This is a genomic window from Pseudomonadota bacterium (assembly GCA_018817425.1).
GTDB lineage: Bacteria > Desulfobacterota > Desulfobacteria > Desulfobacterales > RPRI01 > RPRI01.
Window position 1 is genome coordinate 1 of the sequence record JAHITX010000047.1, and the last position, 24,560, is coordinate 24,560.

Sequence of the window (24,560 nt, forward strand, 5' to 3'; positions counted from 1 at the left end):
ATAAAAAATATTCGTAATTCGGAATTCCTTGTTCGAAATTCTATATTCGTTATTTTAAAGATACACTTAATAAATTTACTTAGTGCTTATGGCAAACAACCCCCTGGCCCCCTTTGCTAAGGGGGAATTTAAGTGGTGTTCTCTTTGTTAAGGGGGAATTTGATGAGCGGTACCTTTTTTGTTAAGGGAGAATGACAAATAACAAAAAAATCACAAATCACAAATGCTAAATCACAAACCAGTATATGATCTTGAGGAGAGAAATTATTAATTCGCTGAAGTTGTCCGTCTTTTTGTTAAAACATTGCCAGAAATAATAATATTGGAAAAAACCAAATAGTTTCGGTCATTGATTTTTGGAATTTGAAATTTAATTGTTATTTGGTGCTTAGAATTTGGGATTTCATTAGTAGTATAATGCCCAAACCGTTTGAAACACAATCATTGAGCAAAGTTTTGCATGAAGTGCTTATGGGTGAAGAAGTTGAGGTAGAGCCATCCTGGCCGGGGTAAAAGAAAATCAGTTGAGTACGAATTATGGATTGAAAAAAGGAGAGCCAATGATGCAGGATAAGAATACACCGGACCTGTCTGGTCACATTTTTACTCGGACGTCCGGTTCCTTTTCGACTTTTCACTTTCTTGGCTTTATGGGCAGATGGGGCGCCTGGATTGTTCTGTCGGCGGCTTTACTGATCACTTTCAATGCTTGGCATTTCGCCAGGGGGGAAGTGACCAAAAGGGCTCAAGCGCGTTTTGATTTTCGGGTCAAGACAATAGAAACAGGCATTTACGAGCGCCTCCAGGCCTATGAATTTTTGCTTCGAGGAGGGAGCGGGCTTTTTGCGACTTCAGACGAAGTTACTCGGGAGGATTGGCGGACCTATGTAACGAAGTTGCAAATTAATCAATATTATCCGGGAATTCAAGGGGTTGGCTTTTCCAAACGAATTCTTCCTTCTGAAATGGCGGCTCACCTTCGTCAGATTCGCGGCGAGGGTTTCCCTCAATACACGATCGAACCTGCTGGACAGCGACCGGAATACACCACGATCATCTACTTGGAACCCTTTGATTGGCGAAATCAGCGGGCTTTTGGCTATGACATGTTCTCCGAACCCACCCGTAGAGAAGCCATGATCAAGGCTCGTGACACCGGAGTAGCGGCCTTGAGCGGCAAGGTTACTCTGGTCCAGGAAACGATTAAGGACATGCAGGCGGGATTTCTCATTTACCTGGCGATTTACCACAAAGGAGTACTGCTCGAAACCCAGGAACAGAGACGTAAGGCTTTAACAGGATATGTTTACAGCCCTTTTCGGATGAATGATTTCATGAAGGGTATTCTGGTCGAAAAGGAGGGGTACGTTAACCTTCAGATTTTTGATGGTGATACGCCGCTTAAAGAAAACCTGCTATATCGCAGCGATACCGTGGAAAAATCTCACTACTACCATAAAGGTCACCATTTTGCCACTAACCAATTCCTGGAATATGCCGGCCATCGTTGGCTGTTATCTTTCGTTTCCTCAAAACATTTTGAAGAAAACATCGAAACTGGCTCCATGAACTACATCTTATTGCTTGGCATCACCATCAGCCTGCTGTTATTTGGCATGGTCTTGTCTTTGACCAAGTCGCGCAGTCAGGCCATCGCTCTGGCTGATACAACATTGGACCTGGAAAAGGCGAATCTGGGGTTAAGAAATGAAATCATGGAGCGCAAGAGGGCGGAAAAAGAAAAAGAAAAATTGATTTCAGACCTTCAGGAGAACCTGCAAAAGGTAAAGCTATTAAGCGGGTTGCTCCCTATCTGTGCTCACTGTAAAAAAATAAGAGATGATAAAGGTTATTGGAATCAGATCGAATCCTACATCAGAGATCATTCCGGCGCTGAATTTTCTCATGGTATTTGCCCGGAATGTGAGAGAAAGTATTTTCAGGATATTGATGTTTATGATGACAAATAACAAAAGACAAATGACAAAGAACAAACAAATGACAAATCACTAATGACAGATAGTAAACCTATATATGATTTTGTGGAGAGAACTTTCCAGTTAGTATCGATTTAAACCCTCCACATCAGGTGGAGGACCCGGATAGATTCCACCGATCCGGTGATAATGGAAATAATATAATTAATGTCGATTTTAAATTCCCTCCCCATTGATGGGGGAGGGTTAGGGTGGGGGTGAAATAATAAGTCAAAGGAGATCAGATGAATATCACTGAGCCCGATTTAACAGCCCGTGATGAAATCCTTATTGTCGATAACGCGGAATTCAATTTGAAATTGTTATCCGATATTTTGCGCAATGCCGACTACAAAGTTCGCACAAACAGTGATGGTGAGACAGCGTTACGCAGCGCGAAAGACAAACCGCCGACGCTCATTTTGCTGGATATCAAGATGCCCGGTATGGATGGTTTGGAAGTGTGTAGGAAGCTCAAAGCAGATGAAAAAACGAGTTCTATTCCGGTTATTTTTATTAGTGCCTTGGAGGATCAACGTTCAAAAAACAAAGGGTTTCAAGCAGGCGCGGTTGATTATATTAATAAACCATTTTATTCGGCAGAAGTGCTTGCAAGAGTAAAAATCCATCTATCAATTAACCGGTTGCAATTGAATCTGAAAAGCAAAAATGCGCAACTTTTAAAAGAAATAACCGAGCGCAAGAGTGTGGAAGAAGCACTGCGGGAGAGCGAACAAAAATTGCGTACCATTCTCAATGCTACTCCATTTCCAATTGCAGTTGTTGACTTGCATGATGATAAAATTCATTTCTGGAGTAGCACTGCCCTTACCCTTTTTGGGCATACCGCGCCCATAACATCGGAGTGGTATCAGATTGCTTACCCTGACCCCGATTACCGCCGTGAAGTGATTGAACGATGGAAACCTTTTTTAGAAATTGCCCGTGAATCGCGCCAGACTGTCAACGCAGGTGAATACCGGGTTACCTGTGTTGATGGCTCTGAACGAATTTGTGAACTCTATGCTACATTCCTCTCAGATATTCTTATTGTTACATTCAACGACATCACCGAGCGCAAGAGGGCGGAAGAAAATATGGAGAGGGAATTCCAGATGCGAACTGCTTTGCTTGATAATATTCCAGGTTGTATTGCATTGATCCTCAAGAAAAACACCCGTGAAATCGTAGCTTCAAATAGACACGCCCGTGAGATCGGGGCTGTTCCGGGCCAGACATGCTTCAAGACATGCGCTATGCGAGACGATGACTGCCCTTTCTGTCTCGCACCCAAACTGTGGGCGACCGGGAAATCACAAAAGATCGAAGTCGAGTTCAGAGGAACATGGTACGAAGGTATATGGGAACCGCTCTCAGAGGATCTGTTTGTTCATTATATTTTCGATATAACCGAGCGCAAGCAGGCGGAGGAGGAACTGCGGTTTCAAAGTGAAATCATGACGAATTTGGCTGAAGCAGTCTATCTTATCAGGATGGAAGATGGTATTATTGTATATACGAATTCGATATTTGAAAAAATGTTCGGCTATAAACAAGGAGAAATGCTCGGAAAGCATGTTTCAATTGTAAATGCGCCCGCAGAAAATAATTCTGAAGAGGTTGCCAAAAATAATATTATGGCAATTTTACATGAAAAGGGTTGCTGGCATGGCGAAGTGAAAAATATCAGGAAAGATGGATCGAATTTTTGGTGTTATGCAAATGCTTCTGTGTTCGATCATTCAAAATATGGGAAAGTTCTTATCTCAGTTCATACAGACATTACAGAGAGTAAAAACTTACAGGAGCAGCTCCGCCAGTCCCAGAAGCTGGAGGATATCGGCAGGCTTTCTGCTGGTATTGCCCATGATTTTAATAATCTTTTGACTACTATTATCGGAAATGCCGAATTGGCTCTTATTGGCATAGGAAAAGATCATCCAGAGCATGAAATGGTTGAAGAGATCAAAGATGCAGGACAAAGGGCATCAGGTTTAACCAATCAACTCCTGGCCTTCAGCCGGAAGCAGATTCTTCAACCTGAAGTGATCAATCTCAACGAGATTGTAAATGAAATGGGAAGTATGCTTAGCCGCATCATTGGTGAGAATATTAAGCTAAGAATAGACCTGGCCCAGGATCTTGAACATACAAATGCCGATGTGGGGCAGATTGAACAGGTGATCATGAACCTTTGCGTTAATGCCAGGGACGCCATGCCGAAGGGCGGTAATCTCACCATCGAGACAAAAAACATTGAGCTGGATGAAGAATATACCGATGCGCACGCGATGATACCAGGTTTTTACGTTATGCTGGCCGTGAGCGACTCAGGGATTGGAATTGCAAGGGAGTTACAGCCTCATATTTTCGAACCCTTTTTTACTACCAAGGATAAGAGCAAGGGAACGGGGCTTGGGCTGTCTACGGCATATGGCATTGTAAAGCAGAGCAACGGCTACATATGGGTTTACAGTGAGCCGGGGAAAGGAACTACCTTCAAGATTTATCTTCCCAGTTGTGAAAAAGCTCCTCTATCCCTCAAAGAAGGGGAGGTAAGGGAAGAAGTACTTCATGGTTCCGAGACTGTCCTGTTGGTTGAAGATGATGAGATGGTCAGAAATGTAGCTTTTAAGGCTCTGAAAAGTTTTGGCTATCAAGTCATAAGCGCTCCGGATGGTCAAAAAGCCCTGCGTATCTTAAGGAAGCAAGAAAAAATAATTCATCTGCTGTTGACCGATATTATAATGCCTGAGATGGGTGGAGAAGTCCTGGCCGCCCAGGCTCGGGATTTGCGCAGGGATTTGAAGGTACTTTATATGTCGGGTTATACGGACAGCGGCATTGTTCATAGTGGAGTACTTGATGCAGGGATTCCCTTTCTCCAGAAGCCTTTCACACCTGATAGTCTGGCAAAAAAAGTGAGGGAGGTACTGGACAGGCTCTAAAGGAAAGTAAATTGAATAATGAATAATAAAAATTGAATAATGAATAATGAATGTTGAAGGAAGAAAACACAAAAAAACAAATCACAAATAATAAAATACAAATCACAAATCACAAATCAGTATTTGATCTTGAGGAAAGAATTCTTCAATTCGCTAAAGCTGTACGGCTTTTTGTTAAAAAATTGCCAAAAATAATAATATTGTAAAAAACCAAATAGTTACAGTCATTGATTTTTGGAATTTGGAATTTAATTGTTATTTGGTGCTTGGAATTTGGAATTTCAATATTTGCTGTTTGGAATTATTTTGTTATTTGATGCTTGTTATTTGGATTATCATTTCTGAGGTAATTTATGAGGAAGGGATTCAAGAGCCATTTGAAATAATCCGGAGTGTGAGAAGAACTTACTTTCAAATATTTCTGAAATATAATATAATCGGTTTATGTGCAATTTATGGAGCAGAAACTACGAAAGGAATCAGATATGGATGAGAAAGCAGGCCTGAAAAAAATTCTTATAGTGGATGATGAGGCATCCGTTCGTCGCACTATGGAGCGAATCATAAAATTGATTAAACGGGACTGTGCACATGCAGCCAGTGGGGAAGAAGCCCGCAAAATATTGAAGGAGGAGAGTTTTGATCTCATCCTATGTGATATCCGTTTGCCAGGAGAGTCGGGAATGGATCTTATCACATATGTTATCTCCGAGTATCCTGAAATCGCTGTTATTGTGGTGAGTGGAGTGGATGATCCGGAAGTTGCTGAAAAGGCCCTGGAGTTAGGCGCCTATGGTTATATTGTCAAACCTTTCAAGCCAAGCGAAGTGATAATAAATGTTTCCAGTGCTCTTAAAAGGCAAAAGCTGGAAATGGAAAAACAAATCTACAGGGAAAAACTGGAGGAACTTGTGGCTGCTCGTACTGCAAAACTTCAGGATACTCTTGAAGGAGTAATTCAGGTTATTGCACATACAGTAGAATCAAAAGACCCTTATACGGCAGGCCATCAACGCAGAGTAGCCGAACTTGCATGTGCTATTGCTCAAGAGATGGGTTTCACTGCGGAGCGGGTGAAAGGAATTCTTATGGGCGGAATGATTCACGATCTTGGTAAAATTTCCGTGCCATCTGAAATTCTTACTAAACCAGGTAAGCTCAATGATATTGAATTTGCTATAATCAAAACCCATCCCCAGGTGGGCTATGATATTCTAAAGGGAATCGATTTCGAATGGCCGATTAAAACGATGGTATTACAACACCATGAAAGAATGGATGGCTCCGGGTATCCTAATGGTCTGAAAGCAGATGAAATTATGCCTGAGTCGCGTATCCTGGTAGTAGCCGATGTTGTTGAGGCTATGGCCTCGCACCGGCCTTATCGCCCCGGACTTGGTATAGATATAGCTTTGGAAGAGATTAGAAAAAACAAAGGTATTTTATATGAAGCGGATATTGTAGAAACCTGTGATAAAATATTTACAAAAAAGAATTTTAGCTTCAAATATACTTAAAGTATTATTGCCACACAGAATATCTATGTTGGGTGCTTTCTCGAAGCCTCTTGTCAATTTTCTGCAATTCGCATACCCACTCAACCATACTATTACAACTTGAATCATAAGATTATTTTGACAAATTCTATAAGTTTCAAGCAGTTTTTGTCCCCATCTTGCCGGGATTTTGTAATCCTTTTGCCTGTCGATGGCCTGTTTAAATACCAATAATGTTGATAACATACTTGTTTTAATAAATATTTATTCTAATTACGGTTTATGAAACAACATCAAAATACATATAATTTAATCAAATAAAAATATTGACATTAATATATTCTCCCTATATCAAATTTAATTACTTTTTTATAAAGTAAATGTACTTTGTTTTGCAATGGGGCAGCTAATTTGCCTTTAAATTTTTATCAGGAGAATCAACAATGTCTCAAAGCGTACTTGGTTCCGTACTGGTTGTTGGTGGCGGTATTGCAGGGATGCAGTCAGCGCTGGATTTGGCCAATTCCGGTTATTATGTATATCTTCTTGAAAAATCCCCGTCTATTGGTGGAGTTATGTCTCAACTGGATAAGACATTTCCGACCAATGACTGCGCTATGTGAATTATCTCACCTGTACTGGTCGAGGTCGGCCGGCACCTTAATATCGAATTAATTACATATGCAGATCTGGAATCTGTTGATGGAAAACCGGGCAATTTTAAAGTAAAAGTCAAAAAACGCGCACGCAGCATTAGTAGGGATTTGTGTACTGGCTGTGGTGCATGTGTTGAAAACTGTCCCGTTACACAGCAAGTCATCACTGCGTAGCAATAACGATAGTTTTTTGGAGAAATGGAAATGAATCCGTCTATAAATGAAGAATCATGTGATATTGATTACAGAGATCTAGATAGAATTATTGGAGAGGATTATAATACTGATAAAGAAAACCTGATTATGATACTTCAGGGCATTCAAAAAGTTTATAATTATCTTCCTACTGCAGCTATATCCTATCTTGCAGTAAAAATTGGAATCCCATTAAGTCATATCTATGGGGTTGCAACTTTTTACAGCACGTTCAGCCTCAAACCAAGAGGTCGTAATATTATTTCTATATGTCTGGGGACAGCCTGTCATGTCAGAGGTGGTGAACGAATCAGAGAGGGCCTTACCAGCACGTTAAATATTACTGATGGTCAAACTACTGAGGATAAGCGATTTACATTAGAGTCCGTGCGATGTATCGGATGTTGTAGTCTGGGGCCGGTCATTAAAATTAATGAAGACATGCATGGCCGTATTACACCGGACGAAGTCAAACCGATACTAAGCCGCTATGAATAAATGTTACTAAGAGGCAAAAACCATGAAAATCATGTCTATAAAAGACTTAGATAAAATACGCCAGAAATACTTAAACGGGCTTTATTCTCCTGAAGGTATAAAGGTGAATATAGGAATGGCATCCTGCGGAATCGCAGCAGGTGCTCAGACTTCCTATGACAAAGCATCTCAGGAATTTTCCGGAAATCCCGGTGTAACTATTTCTCAAACCGGATGTATCGGTTTTTGTGAAATGGAGCCGTTGGTTGAAATTATAAGTAAAGATAAACCAAGAATTATGTACCATCATATGACGGAAGATAAGATCATTGAAGCTATCTCCGGATATATGAAAGGCGAATATAATAGTAAATGGATACTGGGTCAGGTTAGAGATCCACGGAGCCTTCTGGAAGATGATATGCAAAATCCGCAGGCCGGCATTGAGCCTTTGGAAGACATTCCCTTCCTGGAAGATATTCCTTTTTACAGCCAGCAAACTAAGATCGCTATCCGTAACTGCGGTTATATTGATCCTGATTCAATCGAAGAATACATCGCAAAAAGAGGCTATTATGCCTTTATTAATGCCCTGACTCAGTCAAAGCCTGCCGATATTATCAAAACCGTAAAAGAATCGGGGCTTAGAGGAAGAGGTGGAGGAGGTTTTCCTACCGGAATTAAATGGGAAACCTGTGCCAAACATCATGGAGACAGACATATCATTTGTAACGCAGACGAAGGAGATCCGGGTGCTTATATGGACAGAAGTATTCTGGAAGGTGACCCCCATAGCGTTTTGGAAGGTATGTTGATCGCTGCTCTGGCCATAGGTTCAAGGAGCGGATTTTTTTATGTTCGAAATGAATATCCACTTGCCGTAAGCCGCCTGATTACTGCTATTAAACAGGCGGAAGCCATTGGACTTCTTGGTGATAACATAGCCGGTACCGGTTTTTGTTTTAATCTGAAAATATCCAGAGGAGCGGGGGCTTTCGTTTGTGGAGAATCTACCGCTTTGATGTCTTCACTGGAAGGACTGGTGGGGCGTCCACGCGCAAAATATGTGCATACGGTTGAAAAAGGGTTCAGAGAAAGTCCCTCCAATCTGAATAATGTTGAGACTTATGCTAATGTGCCTCCGATAGTATTGAAGGGAGCACCTTGGTTTGCAGGTATGGGAACTGAGCACAGCAAGGGAACCAAGGTTTTTAGTTTGGTTGGCAAAATCAAAAATACCGGACTTGTTGAAGTCCCTATGGGAATCAATCTTAAAGATATCGTTTTCAGCATTGGCGGAGGAGTACCTAAGAAGAAAATATTCAAGGCCGTTCAAACTGGTGGGCCGTCCGGTGGTTGTATTCCTGAAAATCTTATTGATTTGCCAGTGGACTATCAGAAACTGGCTGAAGTTGGATCCATCATGGGATCAGGTGGAATGATCGTTATGGATCAGGATACATGCATGGTGGATGTAGCTCGATATTTTCTTGATTTTCTTAAAGAAGAATCCTGTGGCCAATGCAATCCGTGCCGGGAAGGCATCAAACAGATGCTGGATATCCTGACAGATATCTGCCAGGGAAACGGCAAGGACGGCGATCTCGAGTTGCTTGAAGAGCTGGGTGATATGATACAGAAATTTTCTCTTTGCGGGCTTGGAACTTCAGCACCCAACCCGGTTCTTACAACTATTTTATATTTTCGTGATGAATACGAAGCACATATAAAGCATAAAAAATGCCCTGCCGGTGTATGTAAGCCGCTTTTCCATTATGAAATTGATGCAGAAGCCTGTACCGGTTGCCGTTCCTGTGCTAAAAAATGTCCACAGGATGCAATTACCGGTGAGAAAAAGCAGCCTCATACACTTGACCAGGCCAAGTGCATTAAATGCGGAATTTGCTATGATGCCTGCAAATTTGATGCAATTGTGATTCGTTAATTATAAGGGGTATTGATTTATGATAACATTTAAACTTAATGGTAAAACTGTTCAGGGAGAAGAAGGACAATATATTCTTCAGGTTGCCCAGAAATATGGAGTGGAAATCCCAACCCTTTGCCATCACAAGGCCCTTGAACCGGCAGGCATGTGCCGGATTTGCACAGTAGAAGTTTTTGATGGCCGCAGAAGCAGGTTTGTTACTTCCTGTAATTATCCTATATGGGAAGGGATGGAGGTTAACACTGATTCTGAAGCCGTACATAAGGGACGAAAGCTTATAGTTGAACTTCTTATGGCACGTTGCCCGGATGTTCCTATATTGAAAAAATTGGGTGAACAATACGGTGTATCTGAAACAAGATTTAAAAAAGAAGAAGATACTTGTATACTTTGCGGTCTATGTACACGAATTTGCGCCAAAATGGGAAACAATGCTATAAGCCTGACCGGCCGTGGTGTGGATATGAAGGTGGATACTCCATTCCATATTCAGACTGAAGCCTGTTTATCCTGCGGAGCTTGTGCTTCTGTTTGTCCTACAGGTCATATTACTCTGGAGAAAATTCGGCAAAATGTTAGTGTCAATAATTTTAAGCCTATTCCTTCAGAATACGATATGGGACTTAAAGGGCGAAAGCCTGTTTATGTTCCATATGCTCAGGCAGTTCCAAATACACCTGCTATTGACCGCAGTGTGTGTATGCATTTTAAAACCGGTGGCTGCCAGGTGTGTACGGAATTTTGCGGTGTAAATGCCATAGATCACACTATGGAGGATGAAGTTGTTGAACTGGATGTAGGAGCGATTATTCTGACACCCGGTTTTACACCGTTTGATCCCTCAAAATTCGATTCCTATGGCTATGCCAAACATCCGAATGTTATAACTTCTATGGAAATGGAGCGGATACTTTCCGCATCAGGTCCTACCGGTGGCCATTTAGTAAGGCTTTCAGACCACAAAGAACCTAAGAAAATAGCTTGGTTTCAGTGCGTGGGTTCTCGTGATATGAATAAATGCGATCATTCCTATTGCTCATCGGTGTGTTGCATGTATGCAATAAAGGAAGCTGTGATTGCAAAAGAACATTCCGGAAGTGATCTGGATTGCGCAATTTTTTATATGGATATGCGTACGCATGGCAAGGAATTTGAGCGTTTTTACAATAACGCGAAAGATAAGCACGGAGTCCGCTTTATCCGAAGCAGAGTTCATACAATTGATCCGGTTCCCGGAACAGATGATTTAAGTATTCGATACATTTCGGAAAACGGAGAGACAATTGTAGAGACTTTCGATCAGATAGTATTATCTGTAGGCCTTGAAATTTCAGAAGAAACAAAGGAGTTGGCAAACAAGCTGGGCCTTGATCTGACCAAAGGCAATTTCTGCAATACGACTTCTTTTGAGCCGGTAAGCACATCAAAAAAAGGTATTTATGTGTGCGGAGCATTTCAGGGTCCGAAAGATATTCCACAGTCGGTTATTGATGCCAGTGCTGCTGCGGCAGTGGCAGGAGCGGATCTGAGTACGGCAAGAAATACTCTTACCAAAATAAAAGAGATTGTGCCTGAAATAAACGTAACCGGTGAGAGACCCCGTATCGGAGTATTTGTATGCAGATGCGGAATAAATATTGCTGGTGTTGTTAATGTGCCGTCTGTTGCGGAATATGCGGCAACTCTTCCTTTTGTGGAATTTGCAACCGATAACCTGTATTCATGCTCGCAGGATACGCAGGACAATCTGGTAAGTATAATTAAGCAAAAAAATCTCAATAGAATTGTTGTTGCAGCCTGTACCCCTAAAACTCATGAACCCTTGTTTCAGGAAACTCTGATCAATGCAGGCTTAAACAAGTATCTGTTTGAGATGGCTAATATACGGAACCATGATTCCTGGGTTCACAAAACATCTCCTGAAAAAGCAACGCAAAAGGCTAAAGATCTTGTACGTTCAGCTGTTGCAAAAGTTGCTCTTACACAACCGCTCAAAGAATCGGATCTTCAAATCAAACCTACCGCAATGGTTATAGGTGGTGGTATTTCCGGTATGGCTGCGGCACAAAATCTGGCTCAGCAGGGTTATGAAACACACCTGATTGAAAAAAGCGGTCAACTTGGGGGCCAGGCCAGAAACCTTTATCAGACAGCCAAGGGCGAAAAGATTCAGGAAATACTTCCCAAGCTTATTAAGGAAATAGAAAATAACAAAAAGATCAGCGTTCATCTGAATGCCGATTTGACAAAGGTTGATGGATTTGTCGGGAGTTTTAAAAGTACTGTTAAGTCCAATAATAAAGAAGAATTAATTGAACACGGTGTTGCTGTAATTGCAACAGGTGCTCATCCATTAGAACCGACTGAATATGAATACGGTAAAGATCCACGTATATTAACCAGTCTGGAATTAGATAGTAAGTTAATCAATAACGACCCGATGCTTAACGGGATGAAATCAGCAGTTTTTATTCAGTGCGTAGGGTCAAGAGAACCGGATCGTCCCTATTGCTCCAGAGTTTGCTGTACGCATTCAGTTGATAATGCCCTGGAGTTGAAGCGAAGAAATCCGGATATGAATATATATGTGCTTTATAGAGATGTCAGGACTTACGGAGAGCGTGAATATCTTTATAAAGAAGCGCGTGAAAAAGGAATTATTTTTGTTCGTTTTTCCGTTGATGACAAGCCAAAGGTGTTTATTGATAAAGGGAAAATGGTTGTTCAGATTACGGATCACATTCTTGGGCGTCCGCTTGAACTGGAAACCGAGCTTGTTACACTTGCAACTGCAATTATTCCGAACCGTGATGAAAAAATTGCCAATTTTTTTAAAGTTCCGATGAATGCCGATGGTTTTTTTGTAGAGCGTCACGCAAAACTGGGGCCTTCCGAGTTTGCAACCGATGGTGTGTTTTTATGCGGAATGGCTCATTATCCTAAACCAATTGATGAGTGCATTGTTCAGGGAAAAGCTGCGGCATCACGAGCAGTGACTCTGCTTGCACGAGAGATTATTCAGACAAGCGGCACTATAGCAGAAGTTATGCCCATGTCATGCAGCAGTTGCGGGGTTTGTGTTTCAATTTGCCCATATTCGGCTCCCTCTTTTATTGAGGAAACAGCCAGATTCTTCCCGGGTAAAGCACAAATCAATCCTGTTCTTTGTAAAGGATGCGGATTATGTGTAGCATCGTGCCGTTCAGGTGCTATCCGGTTGAAAGGGTTTGATAATGATCAGATATTTGCGCAGATATTTGCGTTAAATCAAGCCGTTTAAATAAATTAAAATTTCAGATATGAAATGTATGAGGAGATCAATATGTCTGAGTTTGAACCCAAAATAATCAGTTTTTTATGTAACTGGTGCAGTTATGGAGCTGCAGATCTGGCCGGGGTAGGCCGGATGGAGTATCCTCCCAATATCAGGGTCATAAGGATACCATGTACCGGTCGTATGAGTCCAAAGTTCTTCCTCTCAGCCTTAAGACAGGGGGCTGATGGGGTCTGGGTGTCCGGGTGACATCCCGGCGAATGCCATTACCTGGAAGGTAATTATTACGCACGGAGAAAATTTGGTCTCTTTAAAAACCTTATGGAACATATGGGTGTTGAGCCAGGAAGGTTGAATTTTTCCTGGGTTTCCTCTGCCGAGTCAACAAAGTTTGTTGATGTGGTAAAGGATGTTACGGAGACAGTAAAGGCCATTGGGCCTAATAATAATTTTAAGAAAACAGCTAAGGTAGCTTAATATGTTAGGATATATTGATAAGATAAAAGAAATATCTAAACAGCTGTTGGAAGAAGGTAAGGTGGATATGATCATAGGCTTTAAGAAAGGATCAGTGCCTATGATGAATGAGCCATGTTTTGTAAAAAGCTCAGATGAAGTATCTAAACTCTTTTGGGACAGCAACTGCGGAATAAACCTTGCCAATTATCTTACCGACAGAAAAGAAAAAATAGGCATAATTGCCAAGGGGTGTGATTCAAGAAATATCGTAACCCATATAATTGAAAATAAAATCAAACGGGAAAATTTGGTAATTATAGGCGTTCCCTGTAAGGGTATGATTGATCGCCGTAAAATATCGGCTATGTTTGATACTGAAATTAAAGAAGTTACTGACAAAGGTGATGCGATAATTGTAAAAGGCGAAGGATTTGAAAAAGAATTAAGTAAATCCGAAGTTATGCAGGATAACTGTTCTATTTGCATCCACAGAAATCCTGTTATGTATGACGAGCTTGCTGCGCCTCTTATGGAAGAGCAAAAAGATGTGGACAGATATGCTGATGTCAGGGAAATTGAGGCTATGCAACCTGCACAAAAGTGGGAGCATTTCGAAAATATCTTATCCGGATGCCTTCGATGCTATGCATGCAGAAATGCCTGCCCTTTGTGCTACTGCCCCACTTGTTTTGTTGATGAATCGAATCCCCAGTGGGTTGGTAAAAGTCAGGATGAAACCGATATAAGAACGTTTCATTTTTTAAGGGCTTATCATTGTGCCGGTAGATGTACGGATTGTGGATCGTGCGAGAGAGCTTGCCCGGTTGGCATTAATGTTCGGGCATTTACCAAAAAACTTGAAAAGGATTGCTTTGAGATGTTTGGTTGGGAAGCAGGCATTTCCCAAGATGTACGGCCTTCGCTTGATACATTCAAGCCGGATGATCCGGAAGATTTCATAAAATAATTGAAGTAATTATGGCTAATAACTTGTAAACCGTGATAAAAATAAGGCTATTGCTATGAAAGTTATTAAAATTGATAAAAATGACTGGGCTGATGGAATAACGAAAATTCAGGACAGTTATCGGTTGTTTGGTCCGGTCATGGGTGAGAAATTTCATGATTTCAAAGAGCTTGGAAAAGGAGAATTGCCGGATTTGAATTTTCAAAATACGCGCCTTTCCCCAAAGTCGATAGTATATCCACAGACCGAGGTTATGTTCGAGTATTCTCTTGATGAAAAAGAAGCTGACCATCATGTGATGAAAGATGCTGCTAAAGATTATTCGCCTAAAGCTGTTTTGGGGATCAGGCCCTGTGATGCAGCGGCTTTTCTGCTTGTAAAGAGAAATTTTGATAATCCTGATTATAAAGATCCATACTGGGTTAAATCATATGAAGCAACGACATTAATAGGTTTTGCATGCAATAATCCATGCAGCACCTGTTTTTGCACAAGTGCAGGCTCTGGCCCTTTTTGTGAAGAAAGCCTTGATATCCTTCTTGCTGATGCGGATGATTGCTATTATGCAAAAGCTATTACGCCTAAAGGTGAAGATCTGTTAAAGAATGCCGGATTAAATACTGAAGCTGACGGCAGTGCCAATGAAAAAATAGATACTCTTAAAAAAGAAGCAGAGGCTAAGATAAGTTCGTCAGTTGTTTCAGACCAGCTTAAAAACAAAACCACAAATGAGCTTTATGAGGCTCCGTTTTGGGAAGATGTTTCATTTGCCTGTATAAACTGTGGGACATGCACGTTTCTTTGTCCGACATGCTGGTGTTTCGATATTCAGGATGAAAACTCCGGGAGTGCCGGGATACGCATGAAAAACTGGGATAGTTGTATGTTTCCTCTTTTTACAATTCATGGCACAGGTCACAATCCGAGAGGTACCAAACTTCACAGGGTACGCCAGAGATTTATGCATAAGCTGAAGTATTATGTTGATAAATATGATAAAGGAATTCAGTGTGTCGGCTGCGGTCGGTGCATACGCGCCTGTCCGGTTAACATTGATATACGCAGGGTCTGTGATATGATGAATAGTTATGATCCTAACGCCTGCGCTTGTTCGGAAAAGTGAAAAGAGGAGGGTATTAAAGTGCAAAATCCATATATGCCTTATCCTGTGCGTATAGATGAAATAATAACTGAAACTGAAGACAGGAATCTTAAAACATTCAAGTTTGTTTTTTTAAACCCGGAGGATGAAGAGAAATTTTCTTACAAAGCCGGGCAATTTGCAGAACTTTCAGTGACTGGGAAAGGGGAAATACCTATTGGTATTGCATCTTCTCCTGTCGAAAAAGGCTTTGTCAAGTTTACCGTAAATAAAGTCGGTTTGGTTTCTTCATACCTGCATTCCATGAAGGTTGGGGATATCATGGGAATAAGAGGACCTTGTGGCAATTCTTATCCCTGGGATATACTTGAAGGTAAAAATATAGTGATCATTGGAGGCGGTTTTGCTTTTACAACACTTCGTTCTTCAATAATCTTTATGCTTGATCCTGCCAACAGAAATAAATTTAAAGATATTAATGTAATCTATGGTGCCCGTACACCAGGGATGCTTCTTTACAGAGAAGAGCTGGCCGCTTGGGAAAGGCGTGATGACATAAATATGCATATTACGGTTGATGCTACAAATGATCCTGAATGGAAATATAATATTGGTTTTGTACCAACTGTTACAGAACAAAAAGCACCTAATGCCGATGCCGATACTTATGCCATAATTTGCGGGCCGCCAATAATGATAAAATTTACCCAGCCTGTTTTAGACAAACTGGGATATGATCATGACCATATTATTATGTCGCTTGAAAACAGGATGAAATGCGGGATAGGTATGTGTGGAAGATGCAATATAGGAAAGGAATTTGTCTGTAAGGACGGTCCTGTATTTACCCTTGCACAACTCAATGCTACGCCAAGAGAATATTGATAATTCTTTTAACCTTTTTATATTGACATTGGCAGATCAATGATATTATATGTCCGATAAGTATATTATTGATGATAGGCTGTAAGCCATGAGAATAATTAATTGATAAAGGAGGAGTTTAAATGCCGGAAGTACAATTTGGAGGTAAAACTTTTACAGTAGATGAAGATGGTTTTATTGATTCATATACCAACTGGTCAGAAGAATGGGTCCAGTATGTTAAAACACAGGAAGGGATTGACGAGCTTAATGATGAGCATAAAATGCTTATAAAGGTGCTTCGCGAATACTACGAGAAAAATGGTATTGCTCCGATGGTTCGTGTTCTTTCCAAGGTTACTGGTTTTAAATTGAAACATATTTACGAACTGTTTCCTTCAGGACCTGGCAAGGGAGCATGTAAGATGGCCGGACTTCCCAAACCGACAGGATGCGTCTGATCAATAATAAAAAATATGTTGTTTGATTTATTAAAAGGCTCTGCCAGTTGCAGGGCCTTTTGTTTTAAGACCTTTGCATAACACCCCCTTTTGGCCGATTACTGCGTCAGGCTCTAATTTCACTCCTCGAAATACTTAATGTATTCCTGTGGTTGAAATTCTCACCTTCCTTGTACTTGACCAAAACTGAGTATTCTTCAAAGGTATTATTTTGGGAGTTTAGATGGATATTGCTATTAAGACCGCTCAAAAAACAGAACTGATAGATATTACATCCAAAGTTCAGGAAATTGTGTTTAGCATATGCATGGAAAAAAAAATTGAAAATGGACTGTGCATGATTTATGTTCCACACACAACTGCGGCGGTTACTATAAATGAAAGCGCAGATCCTAGTGTGAAAAATGATATCCTTATGGTATTAAATAAGATAGTTCCGTGGGAAGCAGACTATCGTCATATGGAGGGAAATTCTCCGGCTCATGTTAAATCTGTTCTGGTTGGGGTTTCCGAACTTGTTGTAGTTAATAATAAAAAGCTTGAACTTGGAACATGGCAGGGTATCTTTTTCTGCGAGTTTGACGGTCCTCGTACGAGAAGAGTCAATATCAGAATAGTATAAGGGGCCAAAGGGCATAAGCGCTAAGTGAATTAATTTATAACAACTATATGAAAGTATTTTGAATATCGAATATAGAACAAGGAATAATGAATATCGAAGGAAGATAAACGGTATGATATCGAAGATCGTTTGATAGATTTTGCTGTGTGAATAATCAAATCGGGTCATTACTAAAAACAAAAAATTGTTGAAAATGATTATGAAGAATTTAATAAAGCCTGAATCAAAAGTTGAAACTTTAATTGATAATAATGATCAACTAATATCAATATTTGTTAAAAAGTATTAAAACCGCAAAAAGTAAAAATATTCATAATTCTAAATTCTTTGTTCGATATTGGATATTAGTTTTCGGAGGTAAAGATTCAGGATGTAGGGGCAGGTTTATAACCTGCCTACATGAGTTACTCGGGTGCATATGGAAATAATTTGAATATAGTAAAGTATAATGAATGTCGAAGATGGAGAGAGAATCATTCATAGTTGGAAATTCCTTGTTTGATATTCGATATTCAATAGGATAGGAGAATGATAAATCATAATGTATTTAAAGAAAATAAAAAAAACCATAGCACTTGATGATATGGATAAAACCATCTTAAACCGGATTCAGTCTGATTTTCCGGTTACTTCCCGTCCTTATTTTGTTATTGCTGATGAACTTGGGCTGACTGAAGATGATGTTATTAACAGGCTTAAAAAACTTAAAAATAATGGCTTTATCCGCCGAATAGGTGGTAATTTTGTACCTGAAAAGCTGGGTTTTGTCAGCACGCTTTGCACAGCTTCGGTGCCAGAAGATAAGATAGAAGCTTTTACAAAAGTTATAAACCGATATCCAGGCGTAACTCATAATTATCTGAGAGACGGAAGCTTTAATATCTGGTTTACGTTTATTGCTCCTTCCATGGAAGAAATAGAGGATAATCTAAAACAAATATCCAACAAAACCGGTGTTAAGGAGATTTTTAATTTTCCTGCAACAAAAGTCTTCAAAATTAAAGCTCATTTTAATTTATAACGACAAATTGTTATAACTTTTAACCGATTATCTTATATATTTTTTAATTTCGTAAAATGAAAGATACCCGTATTGCCGCAGTAATTTCTCATTCAAAAATATACGATGCCGACTACAACCTTATTGCAATGGATAAATGGCTGAAATCGGCAAATGATGCCGGTGTAAAAATAGTGTGTTTTCCTGAGCTAAATATCAGCGGTTATATAATAGACAAAAAAATAACCGAAACAGCAGAAGAAATACCCGGCAGAATATCAGAAAAACTTTCCAGGCTTTCTGTAAAATATAATATTGTGATACTCGCAGGCATGCTTGAAAAAGATAAAAATAACCATATATATTCAAGCCACCTTGTTGTAAAACCGGATGGATATATCGGAGTTTATCGTAAACTTCATATTGCTCCTGTTGAAAAAGATTTGTTTTACCAAGGAGATAAAGTCAGGTTGTTTGAGGCGCAAGGTTTAAAATTTGGGATTCAGCTTTGCTATGATGCTCACTTTCCTGAACTTTCTACAAGCATGGCTCTTATGGGTGCTGATGTTATATTTTTCCCTCACGCTTCTCCAAGAAAAACACCTGATGAAAAGCTCAAGTCATGGTTGCGGCATCTAACTGCAAGGGCTTTTGATAACAGTATATTTGTGGTTGCATGTAACCAGAGTGGTAGAAATGCGGGCGGCCTCTATTTCCCTGGGACAGGCATAATAATTAATCCTTCGGGAGAGATTATCGAAAGATATACTGGTGAAAATGAAGAAATGATCGTATCCGATCTTAAGGCAAAAGATTTAGATCTGGTGCGCAATCATAAAATGCGTTATTTCTTAACAAACAGAAGACCTGATATTTATTAAGATATATAATGGGAAATAAAGATAAAAATTCAATAGAATGCAAAAGATGCGGAACTTGCTGTAAAAAGGGAGGCCCGTCTTTTCATATGGAGGATATATCACTTATAGAAGAAGGTTGTATACCGGCAAAATATCTTTATACTGTAAGAAAAGGAGAACCTGTTTGCGACAACAGAATCGATAAAATTGTTTTTGCTGATTCCGATATAATTAAAATCAAGGGACAGGGAAGTAGATGGGCATGTTTTTTTTATAAGGAAGACGAAAATAAATGCGATATTTATAAAGACCGTCCTCTTGAATGCAGACTTCTTAATTGTTATGATACTAAACAAATCGAGCAAATATTTGGTAAAGACCTTCTTGCAAGAGAAAGTATTTTCGGTAAAATTGAAGGGCTTTGGGATATGGTAATAGAGCATGATCAAAAATGTTCTTATAAAGAAATTAGAAAGCTTATTGATGAATCCAAAAAGAATAAAAGTGGATATTTATCACAAAAAGTATCTGAACTTATCGAGTATGATAAAGCCTTGCGGGATATTGTTGTAACAAAAGGAGGGCTTGATTCCGAACTGCTTGATTTTTTGTTCGGAAGACCTGTTTTAATTGTTTTAAAGCAGTATTTGGCCTAAGACAGGTTTTATTTGTCAGTTGCGAGATGGGGTTTCCTATAATGATGTAAAGCATATTGTTATCGATAAATATTTAGCCAGAGATTAGGGAGATCTATGCCCAACGAAAAGAATCCGGAAACTTTTTTGAGAAAAATTTCTATCCACAGTCGCTTAACAAAGGCATTTTTACCTGTTATGCTTGTGGCTGTTTTCATACACGACATACTGATAAGGGTTTTAACATCAGTTGTAAATGTAAATACTGTTTTTTCAAGATCCCTGGTTACGATTGCAATCGCTGCAATAGTTAGCGTAATAATAGCCAAACTGTCAAAATCCATCGGAACCCAAATAGATAATATTCATAGTGAACTGATTAAAAAAGATGAGAACTTAAGATCGGAAAGGGATTTCTCTGATGCGGCTTTAGACAGTTTGCCTGCCCTTTTTTCACTTCTTGATACTACGGGAAAGTATCTGCGATGGAATAAAAATTTGGAAATTATTACCGGATATTCTGCCGAAGAAATTAAGAAGTTACATCCTTCCGATGTTATCGATTATTATAGTAAATCGGTTATGGCTGAGAAAATGCAGAATATATCTAATATGGGCAGTATTGATTTTGAGACATATTTAGTTTGCAAAAACGGAGAGAAAATCCCCTATTATTTTACCGCACATCCTATTAATATTAATGATGTTCATTATGTTATCGGTATTGGAATAGATATTGCTTTGCGCAAGCAAACCGAATCGGCGTTGGTATACGAAAAAGAAACAGTTCAAAAATACCTCAATATTGCCGGAGTATTAATTATAGCAATTAATACTGATATGGAATTGATTCTTATTAATAAAAAGGCCTGTGAGGTTCTTGGATATGAAGACAAAGAACTTATCGGAAAAGATATTAACGATATTTGTACCCCGGAAGATATACGGTCAGAAGCTAAGATTTTGACAAAAAAAATACTATCAAATGAAATAACTGATACCGAAAGAATGAAATTTCATAGTATTGTATTAACTAAAAAAGGTGAAAAAAGAACTATAGAATGGAATGCAGAACTACTAAAAGACGATACGGGCAAAATAACCGGAATGTTAAGTTCGGGAGAAGATGTCACTGAACGAATAAAGATGCAGGATATGCTCATTCAGGCAAAAAATGAATGGGAAGAAACATTTGATACTATAAATGACGCTATTACCATTCATGACGACAAGTACAATATTATCCGTGCAAATAAGACGGCAAAAGATCTGCTGGGAATATTTCTTGAGGATATGGATGAATTGAAATGTTATCAGCTATATCATGGTTCAGAAAGTCCACCGTCTGATTGCCCATGCCATATTGCATTAAAATCAGGCGAAGTTTCCGTTCGTAAAATGTTTGAACCTCATCTTGACAGGCATTTTGAAATCAAGGCAATTCCCCGCTATGGCAAGAATAAGCAAACTGTAGGCATAGTTCATATTGTAAAGGATATAAGCGATCAGGTTAAAGCGGAAGAAGGACAACGCGTATTACAATCTCAGTTTTTACATATGCAGAAGATGGAATCCATTGGTCGTCTTGCCGGAGGAGTGGCTCATGATTTTAATAATATATTAAGCGGGATAATAGGTTTCAGCGAACTTATGCTTCTTGATATTTCTAAAGATGATCCTTTAAAAGAACGCATTGAACTGATCTTGGGTCTGGGAGAAAAGGCTGTATCTCTTACACAACAGCTTCTTGCTTTCAGCCGCAAGCAGATGCTGATAATTAAGGATATAAATATTAACAATGTAGTAACCGATATGGCCAGAATGTTAAAGCGGATCATAGGTGAAGATATAAAGCTTGAGTTAAAGCATTCAAAAACAATCAGGAATGCTCTGTGCGATCAGGGCCAGATGGAGCAGGTATTGTTAAATCTTGCTGTAAACTCCAGAGATGCTATGCCCGATGGAGGTGTCTTGACCATAGAAACAGCGGAAATAGTATTGAATGAAGATAATATAAATAAGCTTGAAGATGTAAACCCCGGGGAATACGTGAAGCTCACAATAAGTGATACCGGTTGCGGAATGAGTAGTAGTGTGCTTGAGAATATATTTGAACCTTTTTATACCACAAAAGAGCTTGGAAAAGGAACCGGGCTGGGTCTTGCTACAGTTTACGGAATTATTAAACAGCACAACGGGTATATTGATGTAACAAGCAGGATAAATGGAGGGTCAGTATTTAATATATATTTGCCAGTCTCAAATCATAAGGAGATTAAAACTTTTTCTGAAAGTGATCCCTTGCAGATAAGTGGGGGAAACGAGACGATTCTTGTTGTAGATGATGAACCGATATTACTTTCAATTATTGAAAAAGCCTTAAACCCTTTAGGCTACCAGCTTCTTATTGCCGTTTCTACTCAGGAAGCCATAAAAATCAGTGAAACTTATGAAGGGACTATTGATTTGTTGCTGACCGATGTTATTATGCCGAAAATGAATGGGAATAAGCTTGCCGATACGATAGTATCCGCCCGACCGGATATAAAAGTGGTTTTTATGTCGGGTTATCCGTCAAAATCTATCACAGATCATGGATCAGATAAAGAAAATGGCATCTACCTTCAGAAGCCATTGAGAGTCAGCACGATCAGACAAAAGCTGCGTGAAATACTAGACGATAAAACTATTTGACAAAGCCTGATAAAATTTTGCATGTGAGCCATTTCTGTTAACCCTTAAAAGGAGATAAAAAATGGAAAAAAAGAAATATACAATAAAAACGGCCTGTCCGCAGTGCGGATGCTCAAGTCTTACTGTTTTATCGCCTGAAGAAATAAAAGAAAAATATGGTGATGTTCCGAATATTGATATGGAATGTGGCGAATGTTCACTCAAATATTCGTCTGATATAAAAACAGTTTGTCCCGAATGGGATAAAGATTGTAAGCTGGAATCATAAAGATATTTACACAATAGTTCTGGTTTCTCTTGCCGCATCTTTGGGATCAATTCGCCCTGTTATAACTGGTGATAAAAGATACAAAAGCATATATAGAAAAGTAATGTGCCCAAAATAAGGTGTGAAAACCGATAAAAGCAGAAGTAGCGATATCTGACCTACCCGTGGATGCCGACTCATGAATCGGCCAAGATGAAGATATTTTACGGGGTAAAGATTCATTGTTAGGCCTGTTGCAATCATGGTTATAAAACAAAAAATTCCCCAGAAATAAACTGTTTGAGAGCTTTCGGATAAACTTTGATTAAATATAATCAAAGGTGCAGTTACAAGTAATGCGGCTGCCGGAGTAGGCATGCCTTTGAAAAATCCGGGAATGGGGTTTTTATCCACAGTGAAATAGACCAGTCTGGTTATGCCCAGGATTAAATAAAAGAGAGCGGCAAAGCCAATAGGAAGTTTAGAAATAGCAGCATTTTGAGAACCGGAAAGTATTATATAAAATATCCATGCCGGTGCGAGACAGAAACTGATTGCATCGGCGAAGTCATCCAAAATACTTCCCATAGTGATTTTTGAAGTATGGGAGGCAAGAGGTTCGGTCAGGCCAAGTTTGCGGGCAAGTGCGCCGTCAAGCTTATCAAATATTGTTGCGCCGATAAGAATAAGGTATGCTTCTTTAATCCTTCCCTGGTATGCGAAGAAAACCGCAAGGAATCCCATGATTGCGTTCATGATAGTAAGTGAATTCGGGAAAAATGAGAGTATTTTTCTTCTTAACAGATCATTGCTGTCGCAAATATCATCAAGGCAGTATGTTCCGTATTTTCTGCAGTAAGCTGCTATAGATCCGAGATTAATTACAAGAAAAACGATTTCAACAATAAAGAGCGTACGCAAAGAAAGATTGCCTGCCCATGAAATCCAGGAATATAGTATTCCGGAACCGTTCGGAACATAAAAAGCATGGGCATATAACAGTGCGCCAACAGGAGCGGCGACAATGGTTCTTAGCCTTGCAAATTCCCTTAATTCAGGTTCCTGTCCTTTTTGTATAGCAAAGCCCCGGATAAAGTGTGCGAAATTATCACGAATCAGAACTGTTACGCATATAATGAGAATAAAAATGGCATGAAGAAGTTCGGGCTTTGTATGCCCTGGTGAAATAAAAATAAGACGCCACATGACCCCTACCGCAATAAGAGGGAAAGTAATGGAATAAATAATTTTATCCATAATTCTTTCAGCTAAATTAGCAAGTGTGGGGTTTGGACTGAACCGTGCTGCGAACCATCCGTCAACAAGATCAAAAGACATTGAGATAAAAAGAAATAAGACCCCCATAGTATAAATAACAGGGCTGCGCATCCACATTACTGCAATAGCGCACAGCATTCCAAGGGAGACAAGCGGAAGGCGGCCATAAACAAGCATAGCCGTGACTTTTTGGGATGTTTTAATTTTGTTTGTCATTTATATTTCCGATCAGTTCGGCTTCATAGCTTTTTATATAGTGAGCCAGTTTCAAAACGCCCCATTTTGGCCGATCTCTGCGTTGGGCTCAAATTTCAATCCTCGAAATACTAAATGTATTACTGTGGTTGAAATTTTCGCCCGCCTTGAGCTTGACCAAACTGAAACGTTTTGAAAGTGGCTCT

The 24,560-nt window shown here is 39.6% G+C and carries 19 protein-coding genes; 18 read left to right on the forward strand and 1 reads right to left on the reverse strand.

The annotated features are described in order from the left end of the window. The first annotated feature begins 560 nt into the window (after positions 1-560). The 18 genes from KKC46_09090 (at position 561) to KKC46_09175 (ending at position 22,902) form a co-directional block, all read left to right on the forward strand. Positions 561-1,970 carry a CHASE domain-containing protein gene (locus tag KKC46_09090; protein MBU1053970.1) on the forward strand — a complete coding sequence of 470 codons (1,410 nt, stop codon included), beginning with the start codon at positions 561-563 and terminating at the stop codon, positions 1,968-1,970. Between the two features lie 251 nt (positions 1,971-2,221). Then, complete coding sequence (locus tag KKC46_09095) at positions 2,222-4,924, forward strand: response regulator (GenBank protein ID MBU1053971.1); 2,703 nt, start codon at positions 2,222-2,224, stop codon at positions 4,922-4,924. A gap of 485 nt (positions 4,925-5,409) precedes the next feature. Then, a complete protein-coding gene (locus KKC46_09100; GenBank protein MBU1053972.1) occupies positions 5,410-6,441 on the forward strand; it encodes a response regulator in 1,032 nt (343 codons plus the stop codon). A gap of 422 nt (positions 6,442-6,863) precedes the next feature. Then, positions 6,864-7,250 carry an FAD-dependent oxidoreductase gene (locus KKC46_09105; GenBank protein MBU1053973.1) on the forward strand — a complete coding sequence of 129 codons (387 nt, stop codon included), beginning with the start codon at positions 6,864-6,866 and terminating at the stop codon, positions 7,248-7,250. 24 nt (positions 7,251-7,274) lie between these two features. Then, positions 7,275-7,769 carry an NADH-quinone oxidoreductase subunit NuoE gene (gene nuoE / locus KKC46_09110; protein ID MBU1053974.1) on the forward strand — a complete coding sequence of 165 codons (495 nt, stop codon included), beginning with the start codon at positions 7,275-7,277 and terminating at the stop codon, positions 7,767-7,769. Between the two features lie 22 nt (positions 7,770-7,791). After that, positions 7,792-9,693: a 4Fe-4S binding protein gene (locus KKC46_09115; GenBank protein MBU1053975.1), complete on the forward strand. Its 1,902-nt coding sequence runs from the start codon at positions 7,792-7,794 to the stop codon at positions 9,691-9,693. Between the two features lie 19 nt (positions 9,694-9,712). Beyond that, positions 9,713-12,976: an FAD-dependent oxidoreductase gene (locus tag KKC46_09120; GenBank protein MBU1053976.1), complete on the forward strand. Its 3,264-nt coding sequence runs from the start codon at positions 9,713-9,715 to the stop codon at positions 12,974-12,976. A gap of 42 nt (positions 12,977-13,018) precedes the next feature. Next, complete coding sequence (locus KKC46_09125; GenBank protein MBU1053977.1) at positions 13,019-13,447, forward strand: hydrogenase iron-sulfur subunit; 429 nt, start codon at positions 13,019-13,021, stop codon at positions 13,445-13,447. A gap of 1 nt (position 13,448) precedes the next feature. Continuing rightward, positions 13,449-14,396, forward strand: coding sequence for a 4Fe-4S ferredoxin (locus KKC46_09130; GenBank protein MBU1053978.1), 948 nt, complete (start codon positions 13,449-13,451; stop codon positions 14,394-14,396). A 55-nt stretch (positions 14,397-14,451) separates the two neighbouring features. Next, complete coding sequence (locus KKC46_09135; protein ID MBU1053979.1) at positions 14,452-15,519, forward strand: 4Fe-4S dicluster domain-containing protein; 1,068 nt, start codon at positions 14,452-14,454, stop codon at positions 15,517-15,519. A gap of 18 nt (positions 15,520-15,537) precedes the next feature. Beyond that, positions 15,538-16,383 (forward strand): FAD/NAD(P)-binding protein, encoded by an 846-nt coding sequence (locus KKC46_09140; protein ID MBU1053980.1) that lies wholly within the window; start codon positions 15,538-15,540, stop codon positions 16,381-16,383. Positions 16,384-16,505: 122 nt separating this feature from the next. Then, positions 16,506-16,823 carry a TusE/DsrC/DsvC family sulfur relay protein gene (locus tag KKC46_09145; protein MBU1053981.1) on the forward strand — a complete coding sequence of 106 codons (318 nt, stop codon included), beginning with the start codon at positions 16,506-16,508 and terminating at the stop codon, positions 16,821-16,823. Between the two features lie 223 nt (positions 16,824-17,046). Next, positions 17,047-17,445: a secondary thiamine-phosphate synthase enzyme YjbQ gene (locus KKC46_09150; GenBank protein MBU1053982.1), complete on the forward strand. Its 399-nt coding sequence runs from the start codon at positions 17,047-17,049 to the stop codon at positions 17,443-17,445. A gap of 541 nt (positions 17,446-17,986) precedes the next feature. Beyond that, positions 17,987-18,466, forward strand: a complete 480-nt coding sequence (locus tag KKC46_09155) for an AsnC family transcriptional regulator (GenBank protein MBU1053983.1) — start codon at positions 17,987-17,989, stop codon at positions 18,464-18,466. 56 nt (positions 18,467-18,522) lie between these two features. Further along, positions 18,523-19,326, forward strand: coding sequence for a nitrilase (locus tag KKC46_09160; protein ID MBU1053984.1), 804 nt, complete (start codon positions 18,523-18,525; stop codon positions 19,324-19,326). Positions 19,327-19,334: 8 nt separating this feature from the next. Continuing rightward, a complete protein-coding gene (locus KKC46_09165) occupies positions 19,335-19,961 on the forward strand; it encodes a YkgJ family cysteine cluster protein (protein MBU1053985.1) in 627 nt (208 codons plus the stop codon). A 96-nt stretch (positions 19,962-20,057) separates the two neighbouring features. Further along, complete coding sequence (locus KKC46_09170) at positions 20,058-22,634, forward strand: PAS domain S-box protein (GenBank protein MBU1053986.1); 2,577 nt, start codon at positions 20,058-20,060, stop codon at positions 22,632-22,634. Between the two features lie 61 nt (positions 22,635-22,695). Beyond that, a complete protein-coding gene (locus KKC46_09175; GenBank protein MBU1053987.1) occupies positions 22,696-22,902 on the forward strand; it encodes a hypothetical protein in 207 nt (68 codons plus the stop codon). 6 nt (positions 22,903-22,908) lie between these two features. Here the strand turns inward: KKC46_09175 and KKC46_09180 are convergent, their stop codons facing one another. Further along, positions 22,909-24,375 (reverse strand): CDP-alcohol phosphatidyltransferase family protein, encoded by a 1,467-nt coding sequence (locus KKC46_09180; GenBank protein MBU1053988.1) that lies wholly within the window; start codon positions 24,373-24,375, stop codon positions 22,909-22,911. Positions 24,376-24,560: the final 185 nt, after the last annotated feature.

Coding starts and splice junctions, on each gene's coding strand:
- KKC46_09115 (MBU1053975.1), top strand. CDS start 7,792: ATGAAAATCATGTCTATAAAAGACTTAGATAAAATACGCCAGAAATAC.
- KKC46_09165 (MBU1053985.1), top strand. CDS start 19,335: ATGGGAAATAAAGATAAAAATTCAATAGAATGCAAAAGATGCGGAACT.
- nuoE (MBU1053974.1), top strand. CDS start 7,275: ATGGAAATGAATCCGTCTATAAATGAAGAATCATGTGATATTGATTAC.
- KKC46_09130 (MBU1053978.1), top strand. CDS start 13,449: ATGTTAGGATATATTGATAAGATAAAAGAAATATCTAAACAGCTGTTG.
- KKC46_09095 (MBU1053971.1), top strand. CDS start 2,222: ATGAATATCACTGAGCCCGATTTAACAGCCCGTGATGAAATCCTTATT.
- KKC46_09155 (MBU1053983.1), top strand. CDS start 17,987: ATGTATTTAAAGAAAATAAAAAAAACCATAGCACTTGATGATATGGAT.
- KKC46_09090 (MBU1053970.1), top strand. CDS start 561: ATGATGCAGGATAAGAATACACCGGACCTGTCTGGTCACATTTTTACT.
- KKC46_09150 (MBU1053982.1), top strand. CDS start 17,047: ATGGATATTGCTATTAAGACCGCTCAAAAAACAGAACTGATAGATATT.
- KKC46_09170 (MBU1053986.1), top strand. CDS start 20,058: ATGCCCAACGAAAAGAATCCGGAAACTTTTTTGAGAAAAATTTCTATC.
- KKC46_09120 (MBU1053976.1), top strand. CDS start 9,713: ATGATAACATTTAAACTTAATGGTAAAACTGTTCAGGGAGAAGAAGGA.
- KKC46_09180 (MBU1053988.1), bottom strand. CDS start 24,375: ATGACAAACAAAATTAAAACATCCCAAAAAGTCACGGCTATGCTTGTT.
- KKC46_09145 (MBU1053981.1), top strand. CDS start 16,506: ATGCCGGAAGTACAATTTGGAGGTAAAACTTTTACAGTAGATGAAGAT.
- KKC46_09100 (MBU1053972.1), top strand. CDS start 5,410: ATGGATGAGAAAGCAGGCCTGAAAAAAATTCTTATAGTGGATGATGAG.
- KKC46_09175 (MBU1053987.1), top strand. CDS start 22,696: ATGGAAAAAAAGAAATATACAATAAAAACGGCCTGTCCGCAGTGCGGA.
- KKC46_09160 (MBU1053984.1), top strand. CDS start 18,523: ATGAAAGATACCCGTATTGCCGCAGTAATTTCTCATTCAAAAATATAC.
- KKC46_09135 (MBU1053979.1), top strand. CDS start 14,452: ATGAAAGTTATTAAAATTGATAAAAATGACTGGGCTGATGGAATAACG.